The organism is Simplicispira piscis (genome assembly GCF_054783455.1).
On sequence record NZ_BAAGQN010000010.1, the window covers coordinates 27892 to 48688 of the forward strand.

The 20797-nt window shown below is 60.5% G+C and carries 12 protein-coding genes and 1 tRNA gene; 10 read left to right on the plus strand and 3 right to left on the minus strand.

What is annotated here, in order from left to right; translation table 11 throughout:
- Positions 1 to 51: 51 nt before the first annotated feature.
- Entirely contained in the window at positions 52 to 2460 is a 2409-nt protein-coding gene (locus ACYVOC_RS06310; protein WP_461161215.1) for a tetratricopeptide repeat protein, read from the minus strand.
- Positions 2461 to 2702: 242 nt separating this feature from the next.
- Here ACYVOC_RS06310 and ACYVOC_RS06315 point away from each other — a divergent pair, with 242 nt between their 5' ends.
- From ACYVOC_RS06315 to ACYVOC_RS06325, 3 genes are all read left to right on the plus strand, one after another.
- Positions 2703 to 4103 (plus strand): UDP-glucose dehydrogenase family protein, encoded by a 1401-nt coding sequence (locus ACYVOC_RS06315; protein WP_461161216.1) that lies wholly within the window; start codon positions 2703 to 2705, stop codon positions 4101 to 4103.
- Positions 4100 to 5050 (plus strand): UDP-glucuronic acid decarboxylase family protein, encoded by a 951-nt coding sequence (locus tag ACYVOC_RS06320; protein WP_461161217.1) that lies wholly within the window; start codon positions 4100 to 4102, stop codon positions 5048 to 5050. Before ACYVOC_RS06315 ends, ACYVOC_RS06320 begins: the two co-directional genes overlap by 4 nt.
- Before the next feature lie 289 nt (positions 5051 to 5339).
- Positions 5340 to 6500: a branched-chain amino acid ABC transporter substrate-binding protein gene (locus ACYVOC_RS06325; RefSeq protein WP_461161218.1), complete on the plus strand. Its 1161-nt coding sequence runs from the start codon at positions 5340 to 5342 to the stop codon at positions 6498 to 6500.
- A 127-nt stretch (positions 6501 to 6627) separates the two neighbouring features.
- Here the strand turns inward: ACYVOC_RS06325 and ACYVOC_RS06330 are convergent, their stop codons facing one another.
- Positions 6628 to 8013 carry an L-serine ammonia-lyase gene (locus ACYVOC_RS06330; protein WP_461161219.1) on the minus strand — a complete coding sequence of 462 codons (1386 nt, stop codon included), beginning with the start codon at positions 8011 to 8013 and terminating at the stop codon, positions 6628 to 6630.
- A 1065-nt stretch (positions 8014 to 9078) separates the two neighbouring features.
- Positions 9079 to 9945 carry a squalene synthase HpnC gene (gene hpnC / locus ACYVOC_RS06335; protein WP_461161220.1) on the minus strand — a complete coding sequence of 289 codons (867 nt, stop codon included), beginning with the start codon at positions 9943 to 9945 and terminating at the stop codon, positions 9079 to 9081.
- Positions 9946 to 10026: 81 nt separating this feature from the next.
- Between hpnC and ACYVOC_RS06340 the strand changes: the two genes are divergently transcribed.
- The 7 genes from ACYVOC_RS06340 to lon all read left to right on the plus strand — a co-directional run bounded on the left by ACYVOC_RS06340 (position 10027) and on the right by lon (position 20716).
- Entirely contained in the window at positions 10027 to 11244 is a 1218-nt protein-coding gene (locus ACYVOC_RS06340; RefSeq protein WP_461161221.1) for an efflux RND transporter periplasmic adaptor subunit, read from the plus strand.
- Positions 11245 to 11251: 7 nt separating this feature from the next.
- The gene (locus ACYVOC_RS06345; protein ID WP_461161222.1) at positions 11252 to 14515 is read left to right on the plus strand and encodes an efflux RND transporter permease subunit; all 3264 of its coding nucleotides are present in this window, start codon (positions 11252 to 11254) and stop codon (positions 14513 to 14515) included.
- 64 nt (positions 14516 to 14579) lie between these two features.
- Positions 14580 to 14666 (plus strand) — tRNA-Leu (locus ACYVOC_RS06350).
- Between the two features lie 76 nt (positions 14667 to 14742).
- Positions 14743 to 16056, plus strand: coding sequence for a trigger factor (gene tig, locus ACYVOC_RS06355; protein ID WP_116003459.1), 1314 nt, complete (start codon positions 14743 to 14745; stop codon positions 16054 to 16056).
- Positions 16057 to 16180: 124 nt separating this feature from the next.
- Positions 16181 to 16789, plus strand: a complete 609-nt coding sequence (gene clpP, locus ACYVOC_RS06360; protein WP_116003460.1) for an ATP-dependent Clp endopeptidase proteolytic subunit ClpP — start codon at positions 16181 to 16183, stop codon at positions 16787 to 16789.
- 102 nt (positions 16790 to 16891) lie between these two features.
- Positions 16892 to 18157, plus strand: a complete 1266-nt coding sequence (gene clpX / locus ACYVOC_RS06365; RefSeq protein WP_461161223.1) for an ATP-dependent Clp protease ATP-binding subunit ClpX — start codon at positions 16892 to 16894, stop codon at positions 18155 to 18157.
- 123 nt (positions 18158 to 18280) lie between these two features.
- Positions 18281 to 20716, plus strand: coding sequence for an endopeptidase La (gene lon, locus ACYVOC_RS06370; RefSeq protein ID WP_461161224.1), 2436 nt, complete (start codon positions 18281 to 18283; stop codon positions 20714 to 20716).
- The last annotated feature ends 81 nt before the right edge of the window (positions 20717 to 20797 follow it).

A 20797-nucleotide genomic window follows, 5' to 3' on the forward strand; every position in this document is an offset into this window, starting at 1 on the left:
CCCCTGGGTCGGGTTTGCCTCTTCGACTGAGGGTAGTCCACTGGCTTTAGATCAGCCTTCGATGTAAATCGGCTCACAGGGTAGGTTGGCTTGCTGCCGCTCAAACATGATGCGATACGCTTTTTCGAGGTCGCGTGTGAAGCGTTGGCCATCGAACAACGGTGAACTGCGGCGCAGTTCCTGAAGTTTTGCGCGCAGGGCAGCCAGATCGCCAGGATGGGTGGCGAGGTGGATCGCCCGGTTTTCATAGTCCTGTGGTGTGTGAGTGATCAGCTCAGGCAAGCCCACAGCAGTGAGGAGGCTGGCGGCTACTCGACCCGCGAAGGCTTGGCCTACCAGCGTGAGAACCGGCAATCCTGCCCAAAGTGCATCGCTGGTTGTCGTGTGGGCGTTGTAAGGCAAGGTGTCGATAAACAGGTCAGCGGCTTGGTGGCGCGCCAAATGTTCATCCAGGGCCATACGGGGGGCGAAAACCAGGCGTTGCCCGCTGATGCCGCGCTGTTCGGCTTCATGAATTAAACGCTCGGCAACGGTAGCGTTATCCTCGAATAACCAGAGCACGCTATTGGGCACGGCGTGCAGTATGCGCATCCAGCGGTCGAAGGTGTCGGGCAGAATTTTGTAGTTATTGTTGAAACAACAAAAAACGAAGCTGTCTTGTGGCAGGCCCAGCTCGTCCCGCGTGAACTGGCGGTTTGATATGGCGCGGCGGCTGTCATTGGCTTGGTAGCTGTGCGGCATGTAGACCGCTTTTTCCGTGAAGAAGCGCTGCAGTGGGGGAGGAAGCACGACAGCGTCAGCAATCACGTAATCCATGTAGTCGGCGCCGGTCGTCCCAGGGTAGCCTAAGTAGCTGACCTGCACGGGGGCGCAGCGGTTGGCAAAAATGCCTAGACGGCCATCACGTGTGAAGCCCATGAGGTCCACTGCGATATCGATGCCTCGCTCGCGGGCCAGAGAGGCAACCTCTTCATCGGTGTGGCTGCTCACATCGTGGAAGTGTTCGACAGTGCATTCGATGCGGCTGCGCATCGTATCGAACACCTGAGGGCCCAAAGAAAACGCATGGATTTCAAACTGGTCTTTGGCATGGCTTTCGAACAACTCAGCCATCAGATACATCACCGGATGATTGAAGTAATTTGCAGAAAAATAGCCCACGCGAATTTTGCCTTTACGTCGCTGCGGGAAACTGTGCTGAACACCGCGTGAAATATGGAGCGACTCCAAATGTGCACGCGCGAGTTCCAAGTGCATTTGTGGATCATCCACCATTGCGAGGAGCGAAAAAGGGGGAAGCTTGTGGTCAATAGTTTCGGTCCGGAGTGCCTTTATGTTTTCCTCGAATCCGGTCCAATCACACATATGCATTCGCAGTGGTAGTGTGAGTGATAGATCAGCGTCACATTGCTCAAGGCTGTGAATTGCTTCGCGGTACATTTTGAGTTGTGCTTGCGAGAGGGACTTTTGATAGTGGGCGGAAGCCAGGTTCGGCTCGATTTCCAAGGCTTTGTTGTAGTTTGCAATGGCGTCTTGGAGCCTGTCTTGTGCTGCGAGCGCTTTGCCACCGATCACATAGGCGGTAGCACGCATAGGGGCGATGGAAAGAGCACGCTCCACATAAGCAATGGCCTGTGCGTGCTGGTGAAGGTCGATCAGGCAGTCGGCGTAGCTGACCAGCATGTCGGCATCCAAGGGCTTGAGTTCGGTGGCGCGCCTTAGCAAAGGCGCTGCCTGCGCGGCATGCTCCTGGCGTTTCAAGGCGCATCCTTTGGTGTGAAGCGCCTCTGCATACTGCGGTTGAAGGGCCAAAGCCTGGTCTGCGATAGCAATGGCGGAATCCAGTTGATCGATGTCGATCATTGCCGTCGCAAGGTTGTTGAGGGCCTTGAGATGCTTTGGTGTTTGTTCTAAAACTTGCTCGAAGATGGCGATGGCTTCCTGAGGGCGCTTCAGTCCCAGTAGCGCAATGCCTTGATTGATTCGCAGGTCAGTGTTGTCGTGTCCTGCTGCAAGCAGTTGCTCGGCCGCCTGGAGGGCGTCATGGTGTCTGCCTGCCTTCACGAGGATGGCCACGCGGTTGAGCTGTGCCGCAGGCATCTGCGGGTTTAACGCAATCGCCTGCTCGATACGGTTCAGGGCTTCCTCGGTTCGGCCTCCATCGGCCAAGGCAATTGCGAAATTGACTTGCACACCCGCGTCCTGCGGCAGCAACTGTGCGGCCTGCCCAATGAGTCGTTGCGCGTCAGAGATAGCGCCGCTCGTTAGCGCGACTACGCCCAGCATGTGCAGTGCACCCGCATGGTTAGGGCGCTGCGCCAGTATCTGCTGGTATTGAGTGGCCGCGTTTTGCAGCTGGCCGCTGCGGTGCTGAGCTACCGCCTGCTGAAAGGCCCGGTCAATATCGAAAGGGCGATCCGGGGTGGTCGGACGAAATGGGAAGAGATTCTGCGATTTCATATGGTGAATTTACTGCTGTGACAAGACCGTCTGGCCTGTTTGGCGGGGTCGGCCAGGAAGCATGCTGCGGTTGATTTGTATTGTCTACCTGACTGCCGTGGGTCCATTGCTGGAAACTCTTCTCCGGTAAAGTTCGAACAACGCCATTCCAAGCCGCTCAAAATTCGCCAGGTCATCGGGGGGCGATTCAGGGTCGGCTGTGGGTTGGTTTTTTGCTTTCGTCCAACGACATTCGATTTTTCATGAATCTCACCATATTCGGAACCGGCTACGTAGGCCTCGTCACCGGGGCTTGCCTGGCGGAGCTAGGAAATGATGTCCTTTGTATAGATACCGATGCAGGCAAGGTCGCTTCCCTCCAAGCGGGAGATGTACCAATCTACGAGCCTGGGCTGCGAGAGTTAGTGGACAGCAATACTAGCGCCGGTCGGTTGGCGTTTTCCACTGACATGGCCTATGGCGTGGCGCATGGAGAGGTGCAATTCATTGCAGTGGGCACACCCTCTGCTGAAGATGGCAGCGCCGATCTTCACTCTGTATTCAACGTGGCGCGCACCATCGCCATGCATATGACGGGTTTCAAGGTGATCGTCAATAAGTCGACCGTCCCCGTAGGTTCGGGCGAAGCCGTGCATCGCACTGTTGCAGCCGTTCTCGCGCAACGCCGCGGGGAGGTCGATGCGCTACCCCGTTTCGCCGTGGTCTCCAACCCTGAGTTCCTCAAGGAAGGTAGCGCAATCGATGATTTCATGCGGCCTGATCGCATCATCATCGGTTTTGGTGATTCGCATGATGAGCAGCAGGCGGGGCGCCTCCTGCGCGAGTTATATCGTCCATTTGGGCATGATCACGACCGCCTGATTTGCATGGACCGACGCAGTGCTGAATTTACGAAATATGTAGCGAATGCCATGCTGGCCACGCGCATCAGTTTCATGAACGAGATGGCTAACCTTGCTGACCGTCTGGGAGCGGATATCGAGCCTGTGCGTATAGGCATAGGTTCTGATCCGCGGATTGGGGATAGCTTTCTTTATCCTGGTGTCGGCTATGGTGGTAGCTGCTTTCCCAAGGATGTGGCCGCGCTGCAGTGGATGGGTCATAGCGTTGGTTTGCCGCTGCGAGTGCTGGCAGCCGTGGAGCAAGTCAATGATGATCAAAAACAGTTACTGGTGCACAAGCTCGCGCTGCGGTTCGGACAAGATCTCTCTGGGTGCCGATTTGCACTGTGGGGCCTCGCCTTCAAGCCCAATACCGATGACATGCGCGAAGCGTCTAGCCGTGTGATCGTGCGCGAATTGCTGGAGCGCGGGGCAGTGCTCTGCGTCTTTGATCCGGTGGCCATGTCGGAGGCTCGCCGTTGCTTTGAGGAAGACATGCGCAATCGACCCGAACTGCTGGAGCGAATCAGCTACGCTGATGGCCCCATCGAGGCTGCGCGTGACGCTGATGCTTTGCTGATCGTGACCGAGTGGCAAGTGTTCCGCAGTCCTAACTTTGATGCATTAAGAGCGGCACTGAGGCGGCCGCTCGTGGTGGATGGACGCAATCTTTACGAACCATCCGCCATGCGAGCCCTCGGGTTTGATTATCTGACAATAGGCCGGGGCATGCCGGATGCACTGAGGACCACAGCACTGTGATATCCGCAAAAAAAATTCTTGTGACCGGAGGGGCCGGTTTTCTGGGTTCCCACTTGTGCGAACGTCTGCTGTTGGATGGCCACGAAGTATTGTGTGCCGATGACTTTTCTACGGGTTCCGAAAAAAATATCACCCATCTCCAGTCTTCTCCACGCTTTCGTTTACTTTGTCACGACGTCACCTTGGCCTTGGATGTTGAGGTGGATGAGATCTATAACTTGGCCTGTCCCGCATCGCCCGTGCACTATCAGGCAGATCCTCTGCGGACAATGCGCACCAACGTCATCGGTGCGTTGAACCTGCTGGAACTGGCCCGTAAATGCGATGCCGTAATCCTTCAAGCCTCTACCAGTGAGGTGTATGGCGATCCCAGCGTGCATCCGCAGTTGGAATCTTATTGGGGGAATGTCAATCCCATTGGGGTGCGGGCCTGCTACGACGAAGGAAAGCGTTGTGCAGAGACAATGTTCTTCGACTATCGACGCCAGCACAGCGTACGGACGAAGGTGGTACGACTGTTCAACACCTATGGCCCCCGAATGCGTCCTGACGATGGTCGGGTTGTTTCAAATTTCATCGTCCAGGCGTTACGCGGTGCCGATTTGACTGTATATGGAGCAGGAGCACAGACCCGTAGCTTTTGCTATGTCGATGACCTGGTGGAAGCGCTGGTGCGCATGATGGCGACGCCGGATGATGTGGCGGGACCCGTTAATCTTGGAAATCCGGATGAATTCACCATCCTGGAACTTGCGCAAAAGGTTCTCGTACAGACTGGCTCGTCCGCTCGCATCACCTATCGCCCTCTGCCGGAAGACGATCCTCGCCAGCGCCGACCCGACATCACATTGGCGCATACGCTGTTGCACGGTTGGGTGCCTCAGATCGATCTTGACAACGGTTTGCGTCGGACTATTGCCTATTTCCATGCAGCTGATGCGGGATGAATCAGCGGATTTGACACTCCAAGTCACCTTGTTTGATGGGTAATGTGGCCTGCTGTCGCGAGCGATTGGCCAGCGGCTGGGCATGCTAATAGGCCGGTCACGGCCAGGATCTTCGCCACGATACGTAAGCCATTTATGGCGGTGTTATCGCAAGTTCCGTACCGAAAGATGTATTGCACGGCCTTTTCATGCCTGAAACTTGCTAATGGCAGGGCTTTCCCGGTCACGCCTGAGGTCAAGGCCCTTGTATACACCCAGTCACAAACATTTTTTGGACGGAGTTTCCTGCATGACGACTTCTTTGAAACGGCGCCATTTCACTGCCGGACTGGCGCTTGCCCCTTTGGCGGCCAGCGGCTTGCTGACGGGCTGCAGCAATATCCCTGACACCATCAAGATCGGGGTAGCGCAGCCGTTGAGTGGCCCGCTGGCCGCCCTGGGGCAGGATTTGCTCAATGGCGTGAACCTGGCCGTGAGCGAGTTGAATAAGAACAACTACGCCATTGACGGCAAGCGCGTCACGCTAGAGGTGGTTGCAATGGACGACCGGGCCGACGCTGCCACAGGCAAAGCCGTGGCGCAGCAGTTGGTGGATGCGGGGATCGTGGCTGTCATTGGGCACCTCAATTCGGGCGTGAGCATCGAGACAGCGCCCATTTACGGTGCCAAGGATATTGCGCAGATTGCGATCTCCACGAACCCAAAGTTCACGCAGCTGGGCTTGTCCACCACTTTCCGCATGGTGGCTAACGACGATCTGCAGGCACGTGCCATTGGCTCGTTTGCTGCGTCGCAGTTTGGGGCTGTGCGCTATGCCGCGCTGGACGATGGGACGCCTTATGGCAAGGGCTTGACCGATGGCGCCGTGGTCCAGCTCAAGGCCGAGAAGCGCGAGGTGGTGCTGCGCCAGTCGTTTGACGACAAGACGGTGGCGTTTGACAAGCTGGCGGAGGAAATCAAGGCCGCAAATGTCGAGGTCATCGTCTCCACGTTGAATGACTTTCAGGCTGTGGCCCTGATTGAGGCGCTTAAAAAGATCGACTACACCCGGGTACGCCTGCTCGGCGGTGACACGATCAAAACCACCGATATGGCCAAGGCGGCCGGCATCATCGAAGGTATTTTTGCCACCTCGCCGGTGCTGGAGGCCAAGGAATTCGTCACCGGTCGCCAGTTCCTGGAGAAGTACCTTGAGGCTTTCAAGAAGCCCCCGGCGTATGGCGGCCACTACACCTACGACAGCATGTATGTGCTGTCGGCAGCGCTGCAGAAGGCCAAGTCGGCCAAGCCCAAGGATGTGACGGCCGCGATGCATTCCATCAACGGCTATGCACCGGTGACCGGCACCATGACCTGGGACGATAAAGGCGAGCAGCGCTACGCCGCCGTGGGCGTGTATGAACTGCGGCGCGGCAATTGGGAGCTGCGCATGCGGTCAGACCGCTGGTAAGCGTGCTGCTCGGCACGTGAAATGGGCAAGCCTGTGCCAGGGGCCACCGCGCAAAGGCTTGCCCTGCGCGCTGGTGGCTCCCCCCCTTCTCTTGCAGCGCGTAGCGATATAGGGGTGTGTCTATCTTTCAGCATTCCACCACGTTCACGGCCAGGCCACCGCGCGAGGTTTCCTTGTACTTGGACATCATGTCGGCGCCAGTTTGCACCATGGTCTTGATCACCTGATCGAGCGACACCACGTGCTGGCCGTCGCCGCGCAGTGCCAGGCGCGCGGCATTGATGGCCTTGATGGCGCCCATGGCGTTGCGCTCGATGCAGGGAATCTGCACTTGCCCGCCCACGGGGTCGCAGGTCATGCCCAGGTTGTGCTCCATACCGATCTCGGCCGCATTCTCTGCCTGCGCGGGTGTGCCACCCAGCACGGCGGCCAGAGCCCCGGCTGCCATCGAGCAGGCCACGCCCACTTCCCCTTGGCAGCCCACTTCGGCGCCTGAGAGCGAGGCGTTGAGTTTGTAGATGCTGCCAATGGCGCCTGCCGTGAGCAGGAAGTCGAAAATGCCCGCCTCGTTGGCGCCCGGCACAAAGTTAATGTAGTAGTGCAGCACCGCCGGGATCACCCCGGCCGCCCCATTGGTGGGCGCCGTCACCACGCGGCCCCCGGCAGCGTTTTCCTCGTTCACGGCCATGGCGTAGAGGTTGACCCAGTCCAGCATGGAGAGCGGGTCGCGCAGCGCAGCCTCGGGGTTGCTGCTCAGGCTGCGCTGCAGCTCTGCAGCCCGGCGCCGGATGCGCATTGGCCCAGGCAGGGTACCGCCTGTAGCGCAGCCGCGCCGCACGGCCCCGGCCATGGTGTGCCAGATGGCCCGCAACTGCGTCTGCACTTCGTCGGGGCTACGCCACTGCGCTTCGTTGGCACGCATGATCTGCGCGATGCCCAGGCCGCTGGTTTGGCACTGTGCCAGCAGCTGTGCGCCGCTGGTAAAGGGGTAGGGTGCCGTGGATGTGGCGTTGCCAGGCGCGCTGCCATTGAGTACGCGCTCACCCGCCGCATCCACCACAAAGCCACCGCCGATCGAGAAGTACTCGGCCACGGTGGTTTCGGCTCCTTGCGCGTCGAGGGCTGCAAAGCGCATGCCATTGGGGTGACGTGGCAGGCTTTTGCGGCGGTACAGCAGGTGTTCCTTTTCCACAAAGCGCACAGGGTGTTCGCCCAGCAGTGCCAGCCGTTGCTGGCTGCGGATGGCGTCGATGGCCGGGGCGATGTGCTCGGGGTCGATCTGGTCGGGCTCGTGTCCGGCCAGCCCCAGCAGGATGGCGCGGTCGGTGCCGTGGCCGATGCCTGTGGCGGCCAGCGAGCCGAACAGCTCCACGCGCACGCCATGCACGGCGGCCAGCCCCGGCATCTGTTGCAGCTGGCAGGCGAAATGGCGCGCCGCGATCATGGGGCCCACGGTGTGGGAGCTGGACGGGCCGATGCCGATTTTGAAGAGGTCGAAAACGCTGACGGTCATGGTGTGTGGGGTGTGCGGGGGCCGGGCGCAAAAGGGGTCAACAAAAAGGCACCCCGTGGGTGCCGTGGATCGGTGGTGCTGACGGTAGGTGTGTGCGAGTGGGGCTGCAAGATCGCTATCCCTGAGCGTGTGGGGCGCCTTGTGCGGGGGAGGTGGTGTGGTTGCTATGAAATAAATAGCTTTTTGCGCTTTATTGGTAAGCGTTAGAGGCTGTTCTGCCTCAAATATTTGGGACTTACTTCAGCTGGGATTGCGGGGCATGAATCTTTCTTTTAGAGGCGCCGGGTGGGGCGGTTGAGGGCGGAGGCCGGGTCTCGCCCCGGCGGGCGACCTCCTTTCTTGTCGCGCGATAAGCAAGGAGGCAAAGAAACGCGCCCCACAGTCTGCGACCCCTTCGCGCAGCGAAGGGGCAAACCTGCGTCGGGGCGCTTGCGGGGTGCGCCGCGTAACTCACTGCGCGCTGGCGCGCTCCGTTCGAACAAACGCGGCGAGTCAGTTCACGAAGCATGCGCGCGGGGGCGCGCATGCTCACCCCGCAAACGCCCCGCCGCAGGCGCAGCCAGAAGGGGGTTTGAAGACCGCAATCCACACGGGCCATCGCTGCGCTCGCCCCTGCATTCGCGGGCGCAAGCGCCTCGCGCTGCGCAGGCCAGGCCGAGCAAAGCGATGGCCCGTGCGGCTGTTTGGACTTTCCCTGCCCCTTCTGTATGCGCCGAGGAGCGCAGGGCGCGGGGTGGCGGGTGTGCCGCAGGACACACCCGCTTCGTGATCTGACTCGCCGTGGTTGTTCGAGCGGCGCGCCGAAGGCGCAAAGCGAGTTCCACGGCGCACCCCGTGACCGCGCACCGCAGGTTGCCCGCAGCGAAGCGAAGGGACGCAGACTGTAGGGTCGCCCTTTCTTTGGTGACTTTCTTTCGGCGAAGCGAAAGAAAGTTACTGCGCCGCCGGGCGCACACCCCGGCTCCCGCCCCTTGCAAAGGCACGCTGATAGCTGCAAAAAATATAGCTGCTGACGTATGACCAACAAGCGACAGATGCCAAAAACACCAAAAACCGGCCAGCTTCTCACATCCCCAGCGCCCGCCCCAGCATCACCGGCGCATCCCACCCCCGGATGCGCGGCCGCTGGCACAGGCTGTGGCCGTGCAGCGCATCCACCTTGTCGAGGATGCGCAAGCCCCCTTGCACCACCAGCCGCAATTCCCAGCCGATGCGCCCCGGTAGGCGGTGCACCAGCGGCGCGCCCTCCAGCATCGTGGCGCGTGCCCAGCGGGCATGTTCGGTGATGAGCGCGGTGGTACGAGGCGTCGGCTGCAGTGCCTGCAACTGCGAGCGGTCCACGCCGTGGGCGGCGCAGTCGTCGTCGGGCAAATAGAAGCGCCCCCGGGGAATGTCCACGCTCAGGTCTTGCCAGAAATTGATGAGCTGCAGCGCGGTGCAGATGGCATCGCTCTCCTGCAGGGCCTGCGCGCTGTGCACGCCGTACAGGTGCAGCAGCAGACGGCCCACCGGGTTGGCAGAGCGGCGGCAGTAGTCCAGCAGCTCGGCACGGCTGGCATAACCCGCGCTGTCGCGGGTTTTTTCCACGTCTTGCACAAAGGCGCTGAGCAGATCGTCCAGCAGGGGCACGGGCAAGTGGTGGCTGCGCAGAACGCCTGCAAGGGGTGCAAACACCTCGGGCCAGCGGGACGATACGGCGTTGTCCGTGGCGGTGGCATGCAGGTCGGCCCGGTAGGCGGCCAAGTCGTGCAGGCGTTCGGCCGGGTTGGCGTTGCCTTCGTCGGCCAGGTCGTCGGCGGTGCGGGCAAAGGCGTAAATGGCGGCAATGGGCGTGCGCAGATGCGGCGGGCACAGCCACGAGGCCACGGGAAAGTTCTCGTAGTGAGTAATGGCCTGGGGCGGGGCTGGGGGCTGGGGGGCGGGGGTGTTCACGGTGCTGATTGTCGCTTGACAAGAAAAGGACGATCACATAGATTACTAACCAGTCAGTCAGTAATATTCCGGACCCATTCCATGCGCACACCGCAAGCACCGTTGCCCCAGCAGGGGCTTTTTTTCGGCCCGTTTCGACTTCTGCGGTACGCCAGTGGCGTGGGTGCAGTCGCCTTGTTTTTGGTCGCCTGTACGCCTGCGGAGCCTCCGCCAGAGCCTGTGCGGGCCGTCAAACTGGTGACCGTTGGCGTGGAGGCCTTGCAGGCGTACCAGGATTATTCGGGCGAGGTGCGCGCGCGCACCGAGTCGCGCCTGGGCTTTCGCGTGGCAGGCAAGATCGTGCAGCGCCAGGCCGAATTGGGGCAGCGCGTGCGTGCCGGGCAGGCGCTGGCCCAACTGGACCCGCAGGACTACCAGTTGGCCGCGTCGGCAGCGCAGGCCCAGGTGTCCGTCGCGCAGACGCAGCATGATCTGGCGGCAGCGGATTTCCAGCGGTTTGCGGCCCTGAAAGCGCAGAACTTCATCAGCGGTGCCGAGCTGGACCGGCGCGAAGCGTCGCTCAAGGCCGCCAGGGCCACGTTGGCGCAGGCCCGGGCACAGGCTTCGGCGCAGGGCAACCAAGCCACCTACACCCGGCTGGTGTCCGATGTGGACGGTGTCGTCACTGCCGTGGATGCCGAGGTGGGCCAGGTGGTGAGTGCGGGCACGCCGGTGCTGCGCATTGCCCAGGACGGTGCACGCGATGTGGTGTTTGCCGTGCCCGAAGACAAGGTCACCCGTCTGCGGGTGGGCCAGGCAGTCACTGTGCGTTCGTGGTCTGGGGGTGAGACCCTGCAGGCCCGCGTGCGCGAGGTGGCGGCCAGTGCCGACCCGGTGACGCGCACCTTTGTTGTCAAGGCCGGTATCGAGGCGGGCCAGGTGCCGCCCCTGGGGGCTACGGTGCATGTCACGCCGGAAGCCCTCGGCGCGGTAGGCCGGTCCGCCATCAAGCTGCCCACCACGGCACTGCGCCAGGAAGGCGCTGCAACCGCTGTGTGGGTGTATGAGCCGGATACAGGCACCGTGCGCTCGCAAGCGGTGCAAGTGGTTACGGCCGATGGCAATGAGGCTGTGATTACGGACGGACTGGTGCCTGGCATGCAGGTGGTGAGCACCGGTGTGCATGTGCTGACACCAGGGCAGAAGGTCGGAGTTTATGAGCAAAAATCGGCTCAAGCGCTCTCTGGTAAAGCGCAAGAAGCTATAAAAATAACAGTGCCTGTGCCGGCTGCGGCGGCTTCTGCTTCCGTGGCCCGGTGAGCGCACCATGAAGCAAACGCCACAGAACAACGGCTTCAACCTCTCGGCCTGGGCCATCAACCATGCCCCGCTAACGCGCTACCTCATGGTGGTGCTGATGGTGATGGGCATTGCCGCTTATTTCCAGCTTGGCCAGGACGAGGACCCGCCCTTCACCTTCCGCGCCATGGTGGTGCGCACTTACTGGCCTGGCGCCACGGCGCAGCAGGTGGCTGAACAGGTGACCGACAAGATCGAGCGCACCTTGCAGGAGGTGCCGCTGGCCGACAAGATCCGCAGCTATTCCAAGCCGGGCGAGTCGCAGATCATTCTGGAAATCAAGGACAGCTCGCGCTCGAACGAGGTCGCCAACGTTTGGTACAGCGTGCGCAAGAAGGTGGGCGACATGCGCTACACCTTGCCACAAGGCGTGCAGGGCCCGTTCTTCAACGACGACTTTGGCGATGTATTCGGCGTGATTTATGCGCTGGAGGCCGACGGGTTCAGCTATGCCGAGGCCAAACAGTTTGCCGACGACGTGCGCCAGAAGCTGCTGCGTGTGCCCGATGTTGCCAAGGTCGAGCTGTTTGGCGTGCAGGATGAAAAGCTCTATATCGAGATCTCGCAAAGCCGCCTCTCCCAGCTCGGGCTGGACATGAACCAGGTGCTGGCACAACTGGGCCAGCAGAACGCGGTGGAAAGTGCGGGCATTGTGCAGACGCCGCAGGACCAGTTGCAGGTGCGTGTGGCCGGGCAGTTTCGGGCCATGGAGGACTTGAGCGCCATGCCGATTCGCGGCGCTTCGGGTGCGCAGTTGCGCCTGGGGGATATCGCCACGATCCAGCGCGGGTATGTCGAGCCCACCGCCGTCAAGGTACGGCATGAGGGGCGCGAGGTGGTCGCCCTGGGGGTCTCCATGGCCAAGGGCGGCGACATCATCCGTCTGGGCAAAGCCCTGCGCAGTGCGACGGCGGACATCGAAAAAACACTGCCCGCCGGAGTGCGCCTGGCCAATGTGCAGGACCAACCTCAGGCCGTGGCCCGTTCCGTCAATGAATTCGTCAAGGTGCTCATCGAGGCCGTGGCCATCGTGCTGGCTGTGAGTTTTGTCAGCCTGGGCCTGCACAAGCGGGCAGGCCAGCAGCCCTGGTGGCGGCGCTGGTATATCGACCCGCGCCCGGGGCTGGTGGTAGGCATCACCATTCCGTTGGTGCTGGGCGTGACCTTTCTGGCCATGTGGTACTGGGGGATTGGGTTGCACAAAGTGTCGCTGGGCTCGCTCATCATCGCCCTGGGCCTGTTGGTGGACGATGCCATCATTGCCGTGGAGATGATGGTGCTCAAGCTCGAGGAGGGCTACGACAAGATGCGCGCCGCCACCTTCGCTTATGAGCTGACGGCCATGCCCATGCTCACGGGCACACTCATCACGGCGGCAGGTTTTCTGCCCATTGGCATTGCCAGGTCGTCTGTGGGCGAATACGCCTTCGCCATCTTCGCCGTGACGGTGATCGCGCTGGTGCTGAGCTGGCTGGCCTCGGTGTATTTCGTGCCGTACCTGGGCACATTGCTGCTCCAGCCGCCGCCGGGCCGCCCCAAGGCGGCTGGCGCCCCCTTGGGGGGCAGCGAAGCACAGGCAGTGGCGAGTGTGGGGGCCAGTGATCTGCCTGCGCATGTGGCCGCAGCGGGCATCACTGATGATCCGCGCGAGGTGTTCGACAGCCCGTTTTACAAAGCCTTCCGCCGTTTGGTGCACTGGTGCGTGGAGCACCGCTGGGCCACCATTGGCGCCACGCTGCTCACTTTTGCGCTGGGCATTGCCGGTATGGGTGTGGTGCAGCAGCAGTTCTTCCCCGATTCGAACCGGCCTGAGGTGCTGGTCGACCTGTGGTTTCCCGAGGGCACCTCTTTTGCAGGAAACGAGGAGGTCACCCGCCGCGTGGAGAAGCGCCTGATGGAGCAACCCGGCGTGGCATCGGTCAGTGGCTGGGTGGGTTCGGGCGTGCCACGTTTCTATTTGCCGCTGGACCAGGTGTTTCCGCAAAGCAATGTGTCGCAATTCATTGTGCTGGCGCAAGATCTCCAAAAACGCGGTGCCTTGCTGCGGACGCTGCCGACCGTTCTGGCGCAGGAGTTTCCCGAGGTGCGCGGCCGCGTCAAGCTGCTGCCCAATGGGCCGCCAGTGCCCTACCCGGTGCAGTTCCGCGTGGTGGGGCCGGACCCGACGGTGCTGCGCGCGCATGCCGACGAAGTGAAAGCCGTGATGCGCGAACATGCCAAGATGCGCGGCGTGAACGACAACTGGAACGAATCGGTGAAGGTGTTGCGCCTGGAGGTCGATCAGGACAAGGCGCGTGCCCTGGGCGTGAGCAGCCAGTCCATCGCCCAGGCCTCCCGGGTCATGCAGTCGGGTATGACGGTAGGCCAGTTCCGCGAAGACGACAAGCTCATCGACATCGTGCTGCGCCAGCCCGAGGACGAGCGCCGCGCCATCACCGATATCGGCAACGCTTATCTGCCCACGGCGTCGGGCAAGTCGATACCGCTGACGCAGATTGCCAGGCCGGTGTTTGCCTGGGAGCCGGGCGTGATGTGGCGCGAGGGCCGTGAATACGCCATCACGGTACAGGGCGATGTGGTCGAGGGTATGCAGGGCGCTACGGTGACGCAGATGCTGCTGCCTGGTTTGCGAAAGATCGAGGCCGCATGGCAGCAAAGCGGGCAGGGGGCCTATCGCATCGTGGTGGCCGGCGCCGTGGCGGAAAGCTCCAAGGGCTCGTCGTCCATCGCGGCAGGTGTGCCTATCATGCTGTTCATCACGTTCACCCTGCTGATGCTGCAACTGCACAGCTTCAGCCGGGCTGTATTGGTCTTCCTGACCGGCCCGCTGGGCATCGCCGGGGTGGCCGGGGCGCTGATTTTGCTGGGGCGTCCGTTCGGCTTTGTGGCGCTGCTGGGTGTGATTGCGCTCATGGGCATGATCCAGCGCAATTCGGTCATTCTGATCGACCAGATAGAAAAAGACCGCGCACGCGGCGTGCCGGCATGGGACGCCATTGTCGAGGCGGCCGTGCGCCGCTTGCGCCCCATCGTACTGACCGCTGCGGCGGCCGTTCTGGCCATGATTCCGCTGTCCCGCAGCGTGTTTTGGGGCCCTATGGCTGTGGCTATCATGGGCGGGCTCATTGTGGCCACGGTGTTGACGCTGCTGGCCCTGCCCGCCATGTATGCGGCCTGGTTCCGCGTGCGCCGACCGGAACCTGTCATCGGAGATGGGCCAGTATCAGGTTAAAATTAAAAGTTAACCAGTTTCATGCAGGCGGCAGTTTTTCTTGCCGCCTGCTTGTTTGATGACCGCGCGGGTGGCGAAATTGGTAGACGCACCAGGTTTAGGTCCTGACGGTGGCAACACTGTGGGGGTTCGAGTCCCCCCCCGCGCACCACCCCTTTTGAAACTAGTCCGGACACGGTGTCACTGCACGGCAGTGGTCACGTTTAACCAAAAATTTAGGAGTAGCCATGGCTGTTACCGTTGAAACCCTTGAAAAGCTCGAACGCAAGATCACGCTGAGCCTGCCCCTGTCCGCCATCCAGAGCGAGGTGGAAACGCGCCTCAAGCGCCTGGCCCGCACCGTCAAGATGGACGGCTTCCGTCCCGGCAAGGTGCCCATGAATGTGGTTTCGCAGCGCTATGGCTACTCGGTGCAGTACGAAGTGCTCAACGACAAGGTCGGCGAGGCTTTTGCACAGGCGGCCAACGAAGCCAGTCTGCGCGTGGCCGGTCAGCCGCGCATTACTGAAAAAGACGGTGCGCCCGAGGGCGAGGTCGCCTTTGACGCGGTATTCGAGGTGTTTCCTGAAGTCAAAATTGGAGACCTGACCAGCGCCGAAATCGAAAAACTGTCGGCCGCTGTGGACGATGGCGCCATCGACAAGACTGTTGACATACTGCGCAAGCAGCGCCGCAGCTTCGCACAGCGCGCCATGGACGCCGCAGCGCAGGACGGCGACCGCGTCACCGTGGACTTTGAAGGCAAGCTCGACGGCGAGACCTTTCAGGGCGGCAAGGCCGAGGACTTCCAGTTTTTGGTGGGCGAAGGCCAGATGCTCAAGGAATTTGAAGATGCCGTGCGCGGCATGAAACCGGGCGAGAGTAAGACTTTCCCGTTGGCTTTCCCCGAGGAATACCACGGCAAGGATGTGGCAGGCAAGACCGCTGACTTCCTGGTCACCGTTAAAAAGATTGAAGCCGCCCACCTGCCTGAAGTGAACGATGCCCTGGCCAAGTCGCTCGGTATTGCCGACGGCACCGTGGCGGGCCTGCGCGCTGATATCAAGACTAACCTCGAGCGTGAAGTCAAGTTCCGCTTGCTGGCACGCAACAAGCAAGCCGTGATGGAAGCCCTGCTGTCCAAGGCCGAACTCGATCTGCCCAATGCCAGTGTGCAGGGTGAAATCGATCGCCTGAAGGAAGGCGCACGCGCTGACCTCAAGCAGCGTGGTGTTAAGGATGCCGACAAGGCAGAAATCCCTGACGACATCTTCCGAGCCCAGGCCGAGCGCCGCGTGCGCCTGGGCCTGGTGGTGGCAGAACTGGTCAAGACCAACAACCTGCATGCCAAGCCTGAGCAGCTCAAGGCCCATATCGACGAACTGGCCGCCAGCTACGAGAAGCCCGAAGACGTGGTGCGCTGGTATTTTGGCGACCGCCAGCGCTTGGGCGAAGTCGAGGCTGTGGTCATCGAGAACAATGTCGCCGATTTCGTCCTGGCACAGGCCAAGGTGACCGAGAAGGCCATGTCCTTTGACGAACTGATGGCTGGACAGGGCTGATAACTGCTTGAACGCGGCCCATTTTTGGTGGCCGTGTCCGGGTATTGCGCCTTCAGGGGCTTGTGACAACGTTCACAAGCCCCAATTCATTTCTGGGTACAGTACCCGCCTGACAGGAGTAAATATGAGTGCACTGGAAACACAGGCCTTGGGAATGGTCCCGATGGTCATCGAGCAGTCGGGCCGCGGTGAGCGGTCTTACGACATCTATTCGCGGCTTCTCAAAGAGCGCGTGATCTTCCTCGTGGGCGAGGTCAATGACCAGACGGCCAACCTGGTGGTGGCACAGTTGTTGTTCCTGGAGAGTGAGAATCCGGACAAGGACATTTCGTTCTACATCAACTCGCCCGGGGGCAGCGTTACAGCCGGCATGGCGATCTACGACACCATGAACTTTATCAAGCCCGATGTGTCCACGCTGTGCTGTGGCTTTGCCGCCAGCATGGGCGCGTTCCTGCTCGCTGCAGGGGCTAAGGGCAAGCGTTTTTCGTTGCCTAACTCCAAGGTCATGATCCACCAGGTGCTGGGCGGCGCACGCGGCCAGGCCACGGACATCGAGATCCATGCGCGCGACATCTTGCGCACCAAGGACCAAATGAACCGCATTCTTGCCGAGCGCACGGGCCAGACGCTGGAGAAGGTTCAGCGTGACACCGAGCGCGACTATTTCATGACCGCCGATGAAGCCAAGGACTACGGCATCATCGACCAGGTGATCTCCAAGCGTCCCTGACCGTGGCGCGCAGGGCGTGCCCGGACTTTTTTCGTTCCGGGCAACTCTGTTTTTCATTGGGTATCATTCTGACCACTATCTGTAATACAAGGTAAAGCCCCCATGGCCGAGAAAAAAGGCTCCTCCAGCGAAAAAACGCTTTACTGTTCGTTCTGCGGCAAAAGCCAGCACGAAGTGAAGAAGCTGATCGCCGGTCCGTCGGTCTTTATCTGCGACGAATGTATCGACCTGTGCAATGAGGTGATCCGGGACGAATTGCCCCCGGGCGACACGAATCGCGAGGCGCGTACCGATTTGCCGACGCCCACCGAAATCAAGGCAAACCTGGACAACTACGTCATTGGCCAAGAAATTGCCAAGCGCACTCTGGCAGTGGCTGTTTACAACCACTACAAGCGCCTGCGCTACAAAGACAAGGCAGGCAAGGACGAGGTGGAGCTGTCCAAGAGCAATATCCTGCTCATTGGTCCCACGGGTTCGGGCAAGACGCTGCTGGCGCAGACTTTGGCACGCATGCTGGACGTGCCTTTTGTCATGGCCGACGCCACGACGCTGACGGAGGCAGGCTATGTCGGCGAGGACGTGGAGAACATCGTCCAAAAGCTGCTGCAAAGCTGTAACTACGAGGTCGAGCGCGCCCAGCGCGGCATTGTTTATATCGACGAGATCGACAAGATCTCGCGCAAATCCGACAACCCCAGCATTACGCGGGATGTGTCGGGTGAGGGCGTGCAACAAGCCTTGCTCAAGCTCATCGAGGGCACCATGGCCAGCGTGCCGCCCCAAGGCGGGCGCAAGCACCCCAACCAGGATTTTCTGCAAATCGACACGACCAACATCCTGTTCATTTGCGGCGGCGCGTTCGCGGGCCTTGAGAAGGTCATTGAGAACCGCACCGAGGCCTCAGGCATCGGTTTTGGCGCGGCCGTCAAGAGCAAGAAGCAACGCTCATTGTCGGACGTGTTCCAGGAAATCGAGCCCGAAGATCTCATCAAGTTCGGCTTGATTCCGGAGCTGGTCGGGCGTATGCCTGTAGTCACGGCCCTGGCCGAGCTACATGAAGATGCACTGGTGCAGATCCTGATCGAGCCTAAGAATGCCCTGGTTAAGCAGTACAGCAAGTTGCTGGCCATGGAGGGTGCCGAGCTGGAAATCCGGCCTGCAGCCCTCAAGGCCATTGCCCGCAAGGCCCTGGCACGCAAGACGGGCGCACGTGGTTTGCGTTCTATTTTGGAGCAGGCGCTCCTGGGCACCATGTTTGACTTGCCCAATACAAGCAATGTGGACAAGGTGGTGGTGGATGAGTCCACCATCGATGAAAACAAGCCACCACTGCTGGTGTACCGCGAAGCAGCGAAAAAGGCTTGACTACACGGCGTGGGCGTTGTGGCGCCCATGCCCGTCACGAGCCCCTGTGTCGGCATTTTGCGCACCAGGGGTTGAAAGTTTCTGTCTGCGGACCATATTCCCTGTAGTTTCATGAGGATCTCCATGTCCGGACACGTCCCCCTTTCTGCTACACCCCTCGAGCTGCCGCTGTTGCCGCTGCGCGATGTCGTTGTTTTCCCTCACATGGTCATTCCCTTGTTCGTGGGGCGCCCCAAGAGCATCAAGGCGCTGGAGTTGGCCATGGAGACCGACCGCCGCATCATGCTGGTGGCTCAAAAGGCAGCAGCCAAGGATGAGCCCTCGGTCACCGATATGTTTGATGTGGGCTGCATCTCGACCATCCTGCAGATGCTCAAGCTCCCTGATGGCACCGTGAAGGTGCTGGTCGAGGGTCAGCAGCGTGCCTCGGTGGGTGCGATCGAGGATGCCGATTCCCATTTTTCTGCGACGGTGACGCCGGTTGAACTGGCAGAAAGCGAGCACCGCCCTAGCGAAGTTGAGGCACTGCGCCGCGCCGTAATGCAGCAGTTTGACCAGTATGTCAAGCTCAACAAGAAGATCCCGCCCGAAATCCTGACCTCGATCTCCAGCATTGATGACCCGGGCCGCCTGGCCGACACCATTGCCGCGCACCTGCCGCTCAAGCTGGAAAACAAGCAGGCCGTGCTCGATCTCTCGGATGTCAAGGATCGGCTTGAAAACCTGTTCGAGCAGCTCGACCGTGAAGTGGACATCCTCAACGTCGATAAGAAAATCCGTGGCCGCGTCAAGCGCCAGATGGAGAAAAATCAGCGCGACTTCTATCTGAACGAACAGGTCAAAGCCATTCAGAAGGAGCTGGGTGAAGGTGAAGAGGGCGCTGACCTGGAAGAGGTCGAGAAAAAAATCAAGCAGGCCAAGATGCCGGCCGAAGCGCGCAAGAAGGCCGAGGGCGAGCTCAAGAAGCTCAAGTTGATGTCGCCCATGTCGGCGGAGGCCACCGTGGTGCGCAATTACATCGATGTGTTGGTGTCGCTGCCTTGGAGCAAGAAAACCAAGATCAAACACGACCTGGGCCATGCCGAAACGGTGCTCAACGAGGACCACTACGGACTGGAAAAGGTCAAGGACCGCATCATGGAATACCTTGCCGTGCAGCAGCGCGTGGACAAGGTCAAGGCGCCCATCCTGTGTTTGGTGGGGCCACCGGGTGTGGGTAAAACCTCGCTGGGCCAGTCCATTGCCAAGGCCACAGGGCGCAAGTATGTCCGCATGGCGCTGGGCGGTATGCGCGACGAGGCTGAAATTCGTGGCCACCGCCGCACCTATATCGGTGCCATGCCGGGCAAGGTGCTGCAAAGCCTGGGCAAGATCGAAACGCGCAATCCCTTGTTTTTGCTCGATGAGATCGACAAGTTGGGCACAGACTTCCGGGGCGATCCGTCGAGCGCCCTGCTGGAGGTACTGGACCCCGAGCAGAACCATACCTTTGGCGACCACTACGTGGAGGTGGATTTCGATCTGAGCGACGTCATGTTCGTCGCCACCTCGAACTCGATGAACATTCCGTCGGCGCTGCTCGACCGTATGGAGGTCATCCGCCTGTCGGGCTACACGGAGGAAGAGAAAACCAATATCGCCATGAAGTACCTGCTGCCCAAGCAGTTCAAAAACAATGGCGTGAAGGACGAGGAGCTGCAGATCACCGAAGCTGCAGTGCGCGACATGGTGCGCTACTACACCCGCGAGGCTGGTGTGCGTTCGCTCGAGCGTGAGCTGTCCAAAATCTGCCGCAAGGTGGTCAAGGCACTGTTGCTCAAGAAGCTGGAGCCACAGGTGGTAGTTACGGCTGACAACCTTCCAGATTTTCTGGGCGTGCGTAAGTACACCTTTGGGCGGGCAGAGCAAAAGAACCAGGTGGGTCAGGTCGTCGGTCTGGCCTGGACCGAGGTGGGTGGTGATTTGCTGACCATCGAGGCAGTGACCATGCCAGGCAAGGGTGTCATTACCCGCACGGGTTCACTGGGTGATGTGATGAAGGAGTCGGTTGAGGCAGCGCGCACCGTGGTACGCAGCCGTGCGCGCATGCTGGGCATCAAGGACGAAGCCTTCGAAAAGAAGGACGTGCACATCCATGTGCCCGATGGCGCGACTCCCAAGGATGGCCCGAGTGCTGGCGCAGCGATGGCTACGGCTTTTGTGTCGGCGCTGACTGGCATTCCCGTGCGTGGTGATGTGGCAATGACTGGTGAAATCACGCTGCGCGGTGAAATCACGGCCATCGGGGGCTTGAAGGAGAAGCTGTTGGCCGCCCTGCGTGGAGGCATCAAGACAGTGTTGATCCCCGAAGAAAATGTCAAAGATTTGCAGGAGATTCCGGACAACGTCAAGAGCGGCCTGGAGATCGTGCCGGTGAAGTGGATCGACAAAGTGCTGGACGTGGCGCTGGAGCGCCAGCCCGTGCCTCTGACCGATGCCGAGGTGGCTGCCGCTGCTGCTGTGGTGGCGGTCGCGGCGGCACCGTCAGTGGCCGTGTCGGTGGAATCTGTAAAACATTGATGATTTTTTCTGGCGCCCTTAAAAAATTGCGCTACAATACCTTCACTGCAGACAAACGTTATACAATGTGAGGCTGTAGTA

What these genes read in the sequence shown, in the direction of transcription:
- ACYVOC_RS06310 (WP_461161215.1), bottom strand. Translation starts at nt 2,460, where the DNA reads ATGAAATCGCAGAATCTCTTCCCATTTCGTCCGACCACCCCGGATCGC.
- ACYVOC_RS06315 (WP_461161216.1), top strand. Translation starts at nt 2,703, where the DNA reads ATGAATCTCACCATATTCGGAACCGGCTACGTAGGCCTCGTCACCGGG.
- ACYVOC_RS06325 (WP_461161218.1), top strand. Translation starts at nt 5,340, where the DNA reads ATGACGACTTCTTTGAAACGGCGCCATTTCACTGCCGGACTGGCGCTT.
- ACYVOC_RS06330 (WP_461161219.1), bottom strand. Translation starts at nt 8,013, where the DNA reads ATGACCGTCAGCGTTTTCGACCTCTTCAAAATCGGCATCGGCCCGTCC.
- ACYVOC_RS06340 (WP_461161221.1), top strand. Translation starts at nt 10,027, where the DNA reads ATGCGCACACCGCAAGCACCGTTGCCCCAGCAGGGGCTTTTTTTCGGC.
- ACYVOC_RS06345 (WP_461161222.1), top strand. Translation starts at nt 11,252, where the DNA reads ATGAAGCAAACGCCACAGAACAACGGCTTCAACCTCTCGGCCTGGGCC.
- tig (WP_116003459.1), top strand. Translation starts at nt 14,743, where the DNA reads ATGGCTGTTACCGTTGAAACCCTTGAAAAGCTCGAACGCAAGATCACG.
- clpP (WP_116003460.1), top strand. Translation starts at nt 16,181, where the DNA reads ATGAGTGCACTGGAAACACAGGCCTTGGGAATGGTCCCGATGGTCATC.
- clpX (WP_461161223.1), top strand. Translation starts at nt 16,892, where the DNA reads ATGGCCGAGAAAAAAGGCTCCTCCAGCGAAAAAACGCTTTACTGTTCG.
- lon (WP_461161224.1), top strand. Translation starts at nt 18,281, where the DNA reads ATGTCCGGACACGTCCCCCTTTCTGCTACACCCCTCGAGCTGCCGCTG.